5 protein-coding genes and 2 pseudogenes are annotated in these 14,192 nt (G+C 58.8%); 5 read left to right on the forward strand and 2 right to left on the reverse strand.

Annotation, left to right across the window (positions count from 1 at the left end; translation table 11 throughout):
* The 4 genes from ACR3ES_RS25100 to ACR3ES_RS25115 all read left to right on the forward strand — a co-directional run bounded on the left by ACR3ES_RS25100 (window position 1) and on the right by ACR3ES_RS25115 (window position 9,508).
* Window positions 1–1,380, forward strand: a complete 1,380-nt coding sequence (locus ACR3ES_RS25100) for a hypothetical protein (protein ID WP_480634813.1) — start codon at window positions 1–3, stop codon at window positions 1,378–1,380.
* A complete protein-coding gene (locus ACR3ES_RS25105) occupies window positions 1,263–8,402 on the forward strand; it encodes an AAA family ATPase (RefSeq protein ID WP_480634814.1) in 7,140 nt (2,379 codons plus the stop codon). Before ACR3ES_RS25100 ends, ACR3ES_RS25105 begins: the two co-directional genes overlap by 118 nt.
* A gap of 230 nt (window positions 8,403–8,632) precedes the next feature.
* Window positions 8,633–8,983 carry an antitoxin Xre/MbcA/ParS toxin-binding domain-containing protein gene (locus ACR3ES_RS25110; RefSeq protein WP_480425990.1) on the forward strand — a complete coding sequence of 117 codons (351 nt, stop codon included), beginning with the start codon at window positions 8,633–8,635 and terminating at the stop codon, window positions 8,981–8,983.
* A complete protein-coding gene (locus ACR3ES_RS25115) occupies window positions 8,984–9,508 on the forward strand; it encodes an RES family NAD+ phosphorylase (RefSeq protein ID WP_480425989.1) in 525 nt (174 codons plus the stop codon). It begins immediately after the preceding gene.
* 67 nt (window positions 9,509–9,575) lie between these two features.
* Here ACR3ES_RS25115 and ACR3ES_RS25120 read toward each other — a convergent pair.
* A pseudogene (locus ACR3ES_RS25120) lies at window positions 9,576–9,680 on the reverse strand (IS5/IS1182 family transposase); the annotation flags it as partial.
* A gap of 225 nt (window positions 9,681–9,905) precedes the next feature.
* Here ACR3ES_RS25120 and ACR3ES_RS25125 point away from each other — a divergent pair.
* Window positions 9,906–11,285: an ATP-dependent nuclease gene (locus ACR3ES_RS25125; RefSeq protein WP_480426344.1), complete on the forward strand. Its 1,380-nt coding sequence runs from the start codon at window positions 9,906–9,908 to the stop codon at window positions 11,283–11,285.
* On the opposite strand, the pseudogene ACR3ES_RS25130 reads toward ACR3ES_RS25125, so the two are convergent.
* A pseudogene (locus ACR3ES_RS25130) lies at window positions 11,280–14,182 on the reverse strand (Tn3 family transposase). The gene ACR3ES_RS25125 and the pseudogene ACR3ES_RS25130 sit on opposite strands and share 6 nt — an antisense overlap.
* Window positions 14,183–14,192: the final 10 nt, after the last annotated feature.

Raw genomic sequence — 14,192 nt, forward strand, 5'->3', positions numbered from 1 at the left:
GTGGATGGGTATTTTGGAGACGGTTCGATCAAGAGCTCGGACAAGATTGCCCTGGCACTGTCCAACCGGGATGTGTGGTCGCTGAACGAGGTTCTGCGCGCGGAGGCAATCCGGCGGGGCACGCTGGGGCTGGAAGAACAGGATTTTGGTGAGATCGAGCGCATCGATCGGCGCGGCCTGCGCGATGTGCGCCTGAAGCTGCCGCTTTTGGTGCGCGAAGGCGAGCGGCTGATCTTCACTGCCGCGCATCGCGAGCTCAACATCCCGAAATCCAGCATGGGGACAGTTACGAACATTCATCCTGCATGGGTAGAAATTCGGCTCGATGGCGATGATGAAGGAAGCAATCTGGTCCGAATTCGTAAGGATGAGTTCAGCAGTTTCGACTATGCCTATGCTGCGACCATTCACAAATCGCAGGGTATGACGAAAGAGCAGGTTCACGTGCTGGCGCATAGCCGGTTCAACCGTCACTTGGTCAACGTGGCAATGACTCGTCATGAGCACCAGTTGGCTGTGTATGTGCCCAAGACCCGGATCGAGGACATGGGTGAGCTGGAGAACCTGGCTCAGACCACCGGCTATCTGCGCATTGACGGGTCTATCGGTGCCACGGGCGAAATCCGCCAGTCTTCGGTTGCTCTGGAAGCCAGTGGATTGGTCGAGGGTCGTGAAGACTTTGTGCCGGCCGAGGGCTTTATCGAACGCCTCGTTGAAGAGAGCTTTATGGGCGATCCGCATCTGGCCGGTGTTGCCTCGCGTGTTGGTGGTCTGTTGTCGGCCGAGTATGTCGATGGTGATCCGATCCTTGCTGAAGATCCGCAGGGCTACGCACAAAACCCGCGTCGTCTGATTGATGACATGATGAACCGTCAGGCCATATTCCGGGCGTCGGACGTGGCGGATGGTCTGGCCAAAGTCACGCCTGATCCGGAAACCTTCATGCGTCTGTTCCGGGAGGCGATGACCCATCCGGATCTGGTGATCCTCGACGAAGACGGGTTGCGTGGCGAGGGCCGGGTTTACAGTACGAAAGCGCAGATCGCGCTGGAGATGGATGTGATGGATCGCGGGGTGCGACTGGCCCTGCTGGAGCATCTGCCAAACGCGGTTCTTGCGCATGACATTCGTGACGGAGATTTGTTGGATGCAGAGATCAAAGCCTCTGGGCTGACAATGGAACAGGAGGCGGCTTTCCGTGCGGCGGTGCATCGCCCGGGGCTGAGCATTGTCAGTGGCGGGTCTGGTTCCGGAAAACCCGCTTGGCCGGCGCACTGGCACGTGCCTATCGCTCGGCCGGGGTCTATGAGGTCAATGCGATCGCGCCAACCAGTGCCGGCGTCGATCGATTGCGCCGCGCGGGTGAAGATGGCGCAATGAGTATCCGCCAGTTTGAGCAACGTGTTGCGGATGGGCGCATTGAACTGATGCCGCGCAGCGTGATCCTTCTGGATGAGGCCAGCCTCGTGGGCGCTGAGACTGCGGATCGGCTCTTTGCCCTGGCAGAGGCGCGCGGTTCGAAGCTGGTTGTCATGAGGGATACCGATCAGCTCTCCCCGCTGGAAGCGTCCCCCCTCTTCCGAATGCTCGAGGCCCGCGTTGGCGGGCATAGCCTTGGTGACAGTCTGCGCCAGGTAGATACGGTGCGGGCACAAATGCTGGAAGACTTCCGGCAGGCGCCTGTGGATACGGATGGTGATGCGGCTGCACGCGGCTTGGCGGCACTGGATCAAGCGGGTGTTTTTGAGGCGGGCGAGAGCCGGGTGAATGCACTGGATCAGGTTGCGGGTTCATATGTGCGGGACGCCATGGCTTCAAAGCTCGCCGTCGCACATTCCCGGTATGATGTGGATGCTCTGAACGGGCTGATCCGGGAAAAGATGGACTTGCGTTATCCAGAGCGGGTTGTGACAGAAAGCCCGTTTGGATCTGCTGATGCCGTGAAGGACGCTCCCATTGGATCGATCGCAGCGCTGCGGCCGGGGGACGTGATCCAATTGCCGGGCGGCTATCGTGGGGCCGGTCTCTCCGCGGGCAGCGAAGGAGAGGTCCTGCGCCATGACAGCCATGGTGTGTCGCTGAAGATGATGACGCCTGACGGAGCGGAGCGGCATCTGTCCTTTTCCGTGGAAGATCAGGATTTCCGGTACCGCTTTGCCTTTGCCAACACGGTTCATGGGGCCAAGGGCCGTGGCTTTGGCTCTGTGCATGTTCTGGGCAGTCCTGGCATGACCCGCCAGGTTTTGCACACGGCCATGGCGCTGCATCAGGAGGAGCTGAAGGTTGTTGTGCCCGTTCCCGAGGATATGAAGCTTTCGGCTGTGCGGGCCATTCAGCACAAGGATGGTCAGGGGCGTGGTGTTCTGGATTACGGGTTTGATGTGTCGCTTGCCGCGCGCGAGGCGCAGCGTGGCCGGGTGATGGAGCTTGACGAGGCGGCCATCGTAGATGGAGCCGAACGGATGGCGCTCTGGGTCGGGGTTGAGGTTCCCACCGCGGCGCGTGCTGCTGAACCAGTGGCTGATGAGAACAGGATCGGGCCGGTTGATGTGCCGGCGGCACGCCCCCTGCCCTATGGGGTTGGTGGTGAGGTTGCGGCCGAGTTAATCGGGGGGCAGATCATTGAGAGCGGAGCCGCGCCTGCGGGGGATACCCGTGAGGCGCTGACCGAGATGGCGCGTCATGTCGTGGAGCCGGACCAGTGGCAGGCTCTGCAAAGGCGGTTGCCGCCCGAGGCGGAAGCGCGGGCCGAGGACCTTGCCATGGAACGCGCCGGGCCATCCAGTTCGGGTCAGTCTTTGCCCACGGCTTTGGGTTTGGCACGAGGCGCCGTGGCGGCCGAAGCGCTTGGCGAGGATGCCCTGGCGGCGCGGTTCCAGCGTGGGCTTGATCTCTACAGTGCCCGTGCCGAAGAAGCGCGGCAGGGTCCGGGGATCGAAGTGCTGGAGCCTGAATTGGTGGACGCCCTGCCTGAGCCCACCTGGTCGCGAGCCCCCGAGCTAGTGAGGGAAAGTCCGGCCAGCGCCGAGGTGCGAAAGGCAAACATTGATTACCTGCGCGCCAACCCGGATCACATCCTGACCCTGATTGGGGCGGAGCGGGCTATCTTCACCGAGGAAGAGCTGGTGCGGTCACTCCGGTCTCATCTGGAAACCGGGCGCGAAGATGCGCAGGGACTGGCTGACAGCGTGCTGTCCATGCCGGAGGTGGTGCAGATCGCGCAGGCAGGTCCGGGTGGCCAGGCACAATACAGTACTGGTGCGCGCGCAGCCGTTGAGGCGGATTTGATCCGGACCGGTGCTGCGATGGCAGGTGACAAGCTCAATGTTGATGCGGGCGCTCATATGGATCTTCTGCCCGACTCTCTGAAGCCGGCGCAGCGCCGCGCGGCTGAGGCCATGGTCTCGCCCGAGCGTCTGACGCTTGTGACCGGTTTCCCGGGCGCGGGTAAGAGTTACACCATTGGCAAGGCGGCCGAAGTCTGGAGCGCGCGTGGCTACGAGGTCATCGGCGGCGCGATATCCGGTACCGCGACCCAGCAGCTGGGCACGGATGTGAAGGCGCTTGACGCGGCAACGCTGGCGGCGTGGGAGCATCGCTGGGAGCGTGGGTGGCAGCCTGCTAACGGTAAGTTTGTCTTCTTCATGGACGAGGCCGGTATGGTCGGCGGCGACACCTGGGCCCGGGCCCAGTCGCGCGTCGAAGCCCTTGGCGGCAAGCTGATTGCGGTCGGAGATCCGGAGCAGCTGCAGCCGGTCAGTGAAAGTTCTGCCCTGCTGGCCCTGCAGGACCGCATCGGCTTTACCGTCATGGATGAGGTTGTGCGCCAGGACAATCTGCTCGAGCGCGAGGCCTCCCGTCAACTGGCCCGGGGCGGCAATGAAGCGATCAGTGCGCTGCGCTTCTATCATGACAAGGGCGACATCCGGTTCACCGAGGACACGGGCGGCGCCATTGCGCAGATCCAGGAACGGTACTTCGAGACGGGTGGTCGTGCAGATAAAATCGCGCTGGCTTACACCAACCGGGACGTCTGGGTTCTGAATGAAGCGCTGCGTGGCGAGGCGATCAAACGCGGTGTGCTGGGGGATCAGGAGAAGACCTATGGTGAGATTGTCCGGATCCTGCGGGACGGGGATCGGGAACACCAGATCCGCCTGCCCCTGCAACTCCGTGATGGGGACCGGGTGATCTTCACCGAGGCGCATCGCGATCTCAGAATCCCAAAGTCCAGTTTAGGCACCGTGCAGGCGATCCGGGACCGCGAGGTGGATATTCTCATCGACAAAGCGTCGAAGCCGGTGACTGTCGATCTGAGAGAATTCTCCGGGTTGGACTACGGCTATGCTGCCACCATACACAAGTCGCAAGGTTTGACCGTCGACAGGGTTTATGCGCTGGGGCACGGCTATATGAACTATCACCTTGTTAACGTGATGATGACGCGCCACCGCCAAGGCATAAAGCTCTATGCACCCAAGGACCGGTTGGAGGATATGTCGGCGCTGGAAGCGGCCGTGCTACGGAAAGGCTACCTGCGATTGGATGAGGCCGGGGAAGCTGAGTATCCCCTGTCGGCTGCGGCGCGCGTGTCCGGAGTTTCCCTGGCTGAGAGCGGTCTCGGCGCGGGACGTGTGGATCTGTTGAGCGATGGCCCGGCGACCGCACCTGTTGCTTTTGAGGTAGATGCGCACCTGGCCGGGATTGCGAACCGTGAAAGCGGTTTTTTGAAGTCGAAGTTTACACAAGGCCAGGAGCTGATCGAGAGCGACCCGTATGAATATGCAGTTGAACCCACGCGCGTCATTGATGACCTCATTGCGCGGCAATCCACCTTGCGAGCGAGTGATATGGCGGATGCGCTGACGCGCGTTACCCGGCATCCCGCAACGTTCCTTCGGCTGTTCAAAGAGGCCATGCAGCATCCGGACCTGGTTGTGCTGAGCGAAGAGGGTCACGGCGGCGAAGGCCGGATTTACAGCACCCAGGCGCAGGTGGCGTTGGAGATGGATGTGGTTGATCGTGGTTTGCGCCTGGCGCTGAGCGATCATCTGCCCGGGCAGGCTAAAGGGCAGACGGTTCCAGGCGACGCGATTTTGTCCAAGGTGACCAAGGGTAAGTCTTTGGACAAGGCGCAAGCGGATGCTCTGCGCGCGGCAACACGTGGCCCCCGGCTCACCCTGGTGCAGGGCGGGTCCGGTTCCGGAAAGACCCGCCTGGCCGGTGCAATTGCAGCAGCTCATCGCGAGGCGGGTTCGGATCATGTCTTTGCTCTTGCCCCCACCGGCACCGGGATTGGCGCGCTCCGCGTCACAGGTGAAAAACGTGCCCTTAGCGCATCGTATTTCGCAGCGTTGGGAGAACAGGAGCGGCTGCAGATGAGTGCCAGTTCAGTGGTTGTGATTGATGACGCGACCCAGCTGGATGCTGAAACCGCATCGCGGGTTATCAAGATTGTTGAGAAGAGTGGTGCCAGGCTGGTGATGTTGGGGGATCCGGACCAGCCGGGGCCCTTTGCGGCCGGGCCGGTATTCCGCTCCATGGCAGCGCGCGCCGGTGTGATTGAATTGGGAGACAGCTATCGGCAGAGCAATCCGGATATGGCCCAGGCGCTTGCAGCCCTGGCCGCGCCTGAACAAGGGACAGCTGCGGCTGCGGCGCTGGATCAACTGGATAAATCGGATGTGTTCCAGGCGGCAGGTACCGCCAGCGGCGCGCTGGAGCGTTTGGCACATGATTACGTGGCAGATGGATCAGATCGAAAGATTGCGCTGGCCTGGTCACGCGGAGATGTGGCCAAGCTCAACGCGCAGATCCGCGACGTGTTGGACAAGGCCCTGCCGGAACGTGCCGACCTGCAGGCGGTCCATGCCCCGACCGGTTCGATTGTCGCGCTGCGACCCGGCGATCGGATTGCGCTCGTGGAACGCTACGAGGCGGCGGGTCTGCGCCCTGGCAGCATCGGAGAAGTTCTGGCTCATGACGAAAGCGGTGTGCGGATTCGCTTGCAGAACCCGGGCGCTGCGGGTCAGGAACTGGTGTTCAAGGGAGAAGATGAGGCGTTCAAGTACCGCTTTGCCTTCGCCAGTACTGTGCATGGGGCCAAGGGTACAGGCTATGAGAGCGTCCATATTCTTGCCGCGCCGGGCATGGCGCGCGAGGTTCTGGCGACCGGCATGGCGCTGCATGAAGACAAACTGAACGTGGTGGTGCCAGCCAGCACAGAGCGGTCTCTCTCTGTTGTTCGCAAGGTCCTGCAGACAGATGGCCGCGCCAAAGGTGTAATGGAGTATGGTGTCGATCCCGCGCTTGGTGTGCGCCAGGCGATGCAGGGTCAGGTGCTGCAATTGCCCGGGTCTCGTGATCTGCCCCGTGGAGTTGGTGGTGAAGCTATGGGCGAGGTCATGGCGGTGGCAATCCGCGACACCGGCACGCCCCCTGCCCTGCATCAGCGGCGTCAACTCAACGCGCTGGTGAAACAGGCCACAGCCCGCGAAGGCGGGTTCTTCACCCGACGGGGTGTATCCCGTGATGTGGCGGAGAAGGCCGACCAAATCGCACTAGATCGGGCAGGTCCGGGAACAGATGGTCGGGCGTTGCCCACCGCTGTTGTCCTGGCACGCGGCGTGGCGCTGGCCGAGCTGAAAGGTGAGACCGGTCTGGCGGATCGGTTCCGCCGGGGGCTTGATCTTTATGCGGAGCGCGCGGCGATTGCGCGGTCGGGTCCTGGCATTGCTTCAATCGAACCGCAGATCGTCGAGCGCTTGCCGCAGGCCCCTGCTCTTGCCCCGGAACGTCAGCCCACGCGCCGTCGCGCTGCTCCAACCCGACCCGTGCGCCTGCCATGCCTCGGCAATCTTAACCAATACAGCGAAGCGGCTGTCGCCCGCCAACTCTTGAACACTCTGGTGCCATCCAAGCCTCGCGCGCCCGGCTTCATTGAAACCTTCATCAAAGCCTATCAGGAGCATAGTCCTCGCATGGCAAACACATCAGATACCCACATCACCAAATCCCGCTCCGGTGATTTGATTGTCGAAACCGCCAAACCTCTGGAGAGCGCACCTCCTGCCAGAGGTACATCACGGCAAGAGCCCCATCTCGATCAGTTCAGCATCAACAGCATGGTCCAGCGCATCCGCGACGAACTTATGGCAGACCTCAAACCGAAAGAATTCGATGCCCGTTTCGAGCGTGTCCAGGGCATGGCAAAATCCGGCGAAATCGAAACGATGGCCCGGAAGCGGATCAGGCAAGAGCAGGCGGAGTACCTGAAGGGCAAGCCGGAGATCATCGCGTCGCCATCATCGCTTTACAGGATTGATCCGTTCCAGGAGATGATCGTCGATCGCAACCTGATGGGCCAGGTTGAAGACTACGTAAAAAAAGCAGAGACCAACTATGGTTCGGACAATCCCAAGAATGCTGTCGCGCAGCTATTCCGCGCCGAATACCCGGACATGCCCGATCATCTGGCGCGCGGGTTAGGAGAGACCTATGTGACGGCGCTGCGTATCCGCGACGACGAACAAAACTACAGTAGGATCCTTCGCACGACGCCTCGCCTGGGTCACCTCGCCCGCTCTTTGGCCTCAGCCGTCACTCAGCATATCCCCGGGAACAACCCGGTCCACGATCGCGCGGATCTGCGCGGCGACATACGGCGATTGCTCTCTGACGGGGCGCAGTTTGCTCCGAAAGACATGGAACAGATCGCTCGCGCCGCACGCGAGATTGCACGAAAGCGCTACATCAATGACATCAAGATAGACGTCATCGGCCAGGTGATGCGAGAGAAAGACGCACGGGGGAAGGTCAGCAGCTACTATGTCTCCCGGGCGGTTAACCAAAACCAGAATCCTTTCTCTGAGGTCTTGCCGAAATTGGAACAGAAGTACGATGCTGAGTTGCAAGCGCGTATCGAGGCCATGAAACAAGGCGACTTCGCACCTACAGAGGCGGACAAAGCCATTGCCCGGGCAACCGCGTTCCTGCCAACGACCTATCCCGAGCGGGGCCAGGAGGTTGCAAAGGCTGTTGTGCGGGCTGCTGCCACCACAGTTTTGCCAGTGGCCGAGAAGATCCGCGAGGAACGCAAAGAGCTGGTCGAGGATCTGGCAAAATGGAATGTGCTCGGAGAAGAGAAACAGAAAACCATGCTCGAGCGCATGTACACTGCATTCACACACAAAGAGATCGAGCAGCTGGCTAATCCGCAAAGCCCGCTCACCCGCTCCTTACCCGCCCTGCCCCTACAGCCGCAGAGCTTCCGCGCCGGCCTGATGGAACTGTTCCGATCCGACAACACGCTGTCGTGGCCGTGGACACAGCGCCATGACAGTCTGTCCAAAGACATCACGCGTGGGCTGGATCGGGAGCGCGGTGGCTATGAGATGGATTGACCAGGCATGGCAGCGAACCTGCTCTCCATACTGCAATATGGCTCTCTGGCCATCATACACAAGATATGCTCTCTCACTGCACCAAAACCACAAAGAATGGATTGACAGTCAGCCAGACTGCCGCAAAAATACGTCATATTAACTGGTATTGAGAAAAGTAACCAAACCAGCCAGAGGATCAGCCAAAGCACATCAAGAAGGTTAGGCTATAGCAGAAGCGAGCAGACATAATGGACATTCAGAATTACGCCAAAGACGGTGTTTTTGATCCTGGAATGATCTCGAAAGCACTCAGAACAACAAGCGAAGAAGTTGCTGCAACCGTTGGCTTGTCAAAGGATGCTTTGCAGCGCAAGGCTAGGATCCAGGCTCCAAAAACGCAGAAGAGACTCAGGGAGCTGGTCGAGGTTCTCAACAAAGTCACTCCACGTTTCGGCTCCGAACTAATTGCCTATGCTTGGTTGCGCTCAGAACCGCTCCCGGGGTTCGGAGGAATGACGGCAATGCAACTGATCCAGTTCGGGCAAGCCCAGGACGTTCTGGAGTACGTCGATGCTGTTGATGCCGGAGTCTATGCGTAGGTGAGTCGGTCGGGGCCCATTTTCGATGGTAGGTTCCGTGGAAACCTTTATAGAGCTTTAAACCCCATCTATGCACGGGAACCTCTCTCCGGCAAAGGCGCAGAGTTGCACGGCGGGCGCTTCAACCCAAAGGGTGTGCCCACCCTCTATGCTGCGCTTGATGCTGCCACCGCTATCAGGGAGGCCAACCAGGTGGGTGACTTACAGCCGACCATGCTTGTCTCCTACAGTGCTGACATCGGACCAGTATTTGACGGTACCGACTCTGACGCACTGCGGCGCTATGCTATGAACTTTACCTTGTTGAGTAATGATGTGTGGCGACGGAACATGCTGAACGGTACCACTGTTGCAACGCACGACTTTTCAATGCGCCTCGTCGCAGATGGCTATGCTGCACTCCTCGTACAAAGCTTTGCGAGGGGAAGTAAGCGCTCTGATTTGAATCTGGTTCTCTGGGATTGGAGCAACAAAGTCGGATCGCTCGTGCTTGTCGACAGCGAAGACCGGCTCAAGAAAATGTAGGGGTGCCTGCATGGGCTTTGTTGCACAAATCAGGATTTTAGCGCAGTTCCCCTTTCCCCAGACGGATTTATCCTACGGGCTCTGTGACGGGTATGCCAAGAGCTGTGTAGCGATTGACCACCGCGATCCGAACCTGAAGTTCGGGGACCTGCCGATCGAAGTCTCGGGCCATACCGGCAGCGGATTTGCACTCTAGGAGCATGTTGGGAACCTGTTGGCAATTCACGGGGCGGGAACTCTTTGTCTGGTCACGATGCAGCAGGGTATGCTTTACTGCTTGAAAACATGGAATATTCCAGAAGTGTGGCTGAATGAGAAATCATAAGTGTTCCATAGAGCAGTCTGCTTCCCGAGTGCTCACGTGCGCACGGCGGATTAAAAATATGGTGATAAGGTTATGCATCTAAGCGAATTAGATTTAACAAACTTCCGATCTTTCGAACAAGAGACCGTTTATTTCGAGAAAAAGCTGACTGTACTTGTTGGTGAGAACAACGGCGGCAAAAGCAATATCATCGATGCCGTCAGGCTTCTAACCACTCCCCTTGGTGGACGCCGAGAGCTTTATTGCGAACACACCGACATCAGGTTTGGATCAACCCCGTCGAGCTTTGAGCTAAAGGCCAGCTTTCAAGACCTATCCCCACCACAGCAAGGGCGTATGCTCTCAGCCACTACCGACGATAGCATGCAAACCGCTTGCTTCGGCATCACGTACGACGCCTCGGTACGTACGCAATATGTCAGGCCAACGCTTTGGGGCGGGCGCTTCAAGGCCGCTCCCGAGCAAGGTTCTCATGAAATGATCCGGCATGTTTACTTGCCGCCCCTCCGTGATGCCAAACTTGCTCTGGCATCAGGCAACCCGACGCGGATACATGCTCTGCTCTATCACTTTCTTGGTGAACAAGAAGCCGCCGATGTCGCGCAGAGCCTGGCACGCGCCGCGGACAATCCGATCCTCGGTAATGTTGACAGTGCCGTTGCGAGTGGACTGGATGTCTTAACCGCAGGCGTGCGACGGCAAAGTGCCGAGTTGGGATTCAACACAAATGAAAGCCTGATCGACATTGCCCGAGACCTTCGCTTCAAGCTTGCCGACCACGGAATATCGCCAGAAGACCTGAAATACTCCGGTCACGGCTATGCCAACCTTCTTTACATGGCGATTATCGCGGTCGAGCTGGAGAAGACCGACAATGCCGAGTTGACGCTTTTTCTTGTCGAGGAGCCGGAAGCTCACCTGCATCCGCAACTTCAGGCCGCCGTTCTGAATTTCCTCGAAGAGCGCGCCAAACAATCACTCAAGCCCAAAAGTGATCCGAACGCGCCCGCAGGCAATTTACAGGTTGTTGTCGCCACGCACTCTCCGAACCTCTCGGCCTGGGTGCCGAACCGCAACCTTGTCTTCGTCACGTCAATTATCCCCGAAACCGAGACCACGGAATCCGAAGAGACTTCAGCGGACGACGAGGACCAGTCGGTGGTAGACCATGAGGGCAGCGCCGAGGCACAAAGCGATACTGAGGCTCAGGTGGAACCGTCAGAACCGGCGCAAGCGCCGCGAGCGGAATCGCGGTGTATCCCGCTGGCAAAACTTGATCTGACTGATCCAGAGCGACGGAAAATCGATCGTTATCTGGATGTTACAAAATCCGCGCTTCTATTCGGGGGGCGGGTATTTCTGGTCGAGGGCATTGCTGAAGCGTTGCTTCTGCCTGCCATTGCCAAGCACTATGTGGGGTGGATTCCGGCTGGGGGCAGGATTGTATCATAAGCGGTGACGGCTCGGATTCTTCCACCTGTATTCGCCCGTGAGAAGAATATGAGCCCATCCCAGCGGCGAGATATGCGAGAGAAGGTCATCAGGGCAATCCAGACCAGCGCGTTTTCGCGCGGTGACCGCCTCGCCCAGATGCTTGGTATTCCAGTAGATGATGACGGCAGCAAGGAGGTTCAACCCAGCCATTCGATAGTGCTGTCCCTTGGCAGTACGGTCGCGGATTTCACCTTGGCGGCCAATTCTCAATGCGTTCTTCAGGGCATGATGCGCCTCGCCCTTGTTCAGCCCAATCTGTGCTCGGCGCTGCATGTCGGCATCGAGCAACCAGTCGATGATGAACAGTGTCCGCTCTATCCGACCGATTTCACGAAGAGCGAGGGCAAGTTCATGCTGGCGGGGATAGGCCGCGAATTTCTTCAAGAGCTGGCTTGGCGGCATTGTGCCAGCCGCCATAGTTGCCACTGCCCGCAAAACGTCAGGCCAGTTTTCTGTGATGAGACGTTCCCGGACTTTACCACCGATCAAACCGCGAAGCTCTTTTGGCGCGGAAGCGGGATCGAACAGGTAAAGCCGCTTGGATGGCAGATCGCGAATGCGGGGTATGAAGCGATATGACAAAAGTGCGGTGACGGCAAAGACGTGATCTGTAAAACCACCGGTGTCAGCATATTGCTCCTCGATTTTCCTGCCCGTTTCATTCATGAGCAACCCGTCCAAAATGTATGGTGCTTCGTTCACCGTGGCTGGGATGTTCTGGGTCGCAAACGGGCCAAACTGGTCAGACACATGGGTGTAGGCTTTCAAACCGGGCTCAGAGCCATATTTTGCGTTTATCAGGTTCATCGCTTCGCCCTGTCGAGCGGCAGGAAAGAACTGACCGTCACTGGACGCTGTGACTCCGCCACCCCAGAATCTGGCCATGGGCAATTGAGATTGGGCTTCAATGACTGTTGCCAACGCCCGATTGATGGCATCGCTTTCAATGTGCCAACGTGACAGGCGCGAGAGTTGGAGATAGTCGTGCGTGTTGGTTGCTTCGGCCATCTTGCTCAGGCCAAGATTCAGCCCTTCGGCCAACAGTACGTTCAGCAGCCCGACACGATCTTTGCAGGGTGATCCGGTGCGCAATGCGTAAAGGCTTCGGTGAAGCCTGTTTCGTCATCGACTTCCAGCAGCAGATCAGTGATGCGGACGGAAGGTAGGCGATCATAAAGGTCGAGCACCAGCGCGTCAGCTTCTTCGGGCACGGCTGAACTCAGCCGGTCAACCTTCAGGATTCCGTTTTCAATAGAACCTCCTGGTACTGCTCCGGTCCTGGCAGCCTTGGCGAGGCGTTCAAGCCCCTGCGCCAATCGGGCTTTGCGATCTGCGATCCATATTTCCGGCTCGAATGGCACCGTCAATTTCGGTGTCGCTCTGGCGTCCTCAATCGGCACAAGAGCTTGCTTCAGATCGGCATAACGACGGGAATGGGCGAGCCAGATATCACCAGACCGGAATGCATCGCGCATGTGGAACAGCACTGACACTTCCCAGAGCCGATGGTCATCGGGGGCTTGCGTATTCAGGTGCCGATGCCATTTTGAACTGCGCCGCAGAAAGCCAGTTGGTCGAGACCTGCGCCGTTGTTCATTCCCAATGAGTGCCATCGCTGCCATCAACGGACTGGCCACGGCGGAAGCCTGGATATCAAGAACACGCAGCATGCGAGGCGCATAGCGCCTAAACCGGTGGAAGCCTTGCGTGACATGGGCTAAGGGATCGGCAGTCATCGTGTCTGTCAGTTCGGCGGCCGTCGCGACGAGGCTTTCGAGTTGTGGCCAACCGCAGGAGATTTCGGTTGCGGCATCGAGCGAAGCGCCATCTCCCTTTGCTTCCAGCAGGGCAGCCCCCAAATTCTTGAAAGATTTCAGTGTGTCGTGAAGGGCTGATTTTGCGTTTGTCACCCGCAGGTCGCAGATTTTCTTGGCGTCTCTCCATGTCTTGCCGACAATCCGGTCATGGGTTTCGACCACGGCATCAGCAATGGCAGCCTGCCATTCGACCGCACAGACAGCAAGAATAGCAAGACGGCGGTCACTCGTGATATCGCGCAGGCCATCTGCAAAATATCTTTCGCCCTGTCGGCGCAGCCGTGTAACACGGTGAGGAGGAACGTCCCCCAAGACATCTGCTGGCAGACAGAGTTCCTGCAAGAATTCCAGCCGATCCAGAAGGCGGCTGGCATCAGCCGAGTTTTTGCCAACCTCGAATTGTCGAAGCCATACAAAACGGCTGACAGTACCATCCACCAACTCGGACAATAAGCCATCCAGACGTTCTCTCATATCGCAGCTAAGTCGATCTGCGATCCGCGTTTCTATCCGGCGCTCAGCGGCGACAAGAGCGTCCGCACAAAGCCGTTCGATGACCGATATACCCGGCAAAACTGTCCGGGTGCGCCGACATTCTTCGACAAATCTCCGGGCAAGGTCTTCATTCGAACGGGCGGTCTCTGCCTCACCTTCTAGCCACGCTTTCAGATCGCGCGCACCTTGTCCGGAGAACATCCGATAGCCATAGATGCTCCGCAGGTCGACCAGATGCCTGCGGCGGGTCGTATCTGTTTCGGCATAGCAGGACAGGTCGTTCGGGTTTTCACCAAGTTGTGCGGCAATGAATTGACCAACCTCCAATGGGATGACCTCACCCGCCACCAGCAGTCGCCCTGGATATCGAAAGGCGCATAGCTGAAGGGCAAAGCCCAAACGATTGTGGGAATGTCGCCGCGTGCGGATGTGCTCAATGTCATCGTCAGCCAATGTGTAGTGATGCAGGATCGTAGCCTGATCGGTCGGCAGATCGAAAAGGGCTGACCGCTGGCGTTCGGTCAGAATGGATCGTCTTGGCATACCCGCTTGT

It is taken from the genome of Ruegeria sp. B1 (assembly GCF_056535885.1).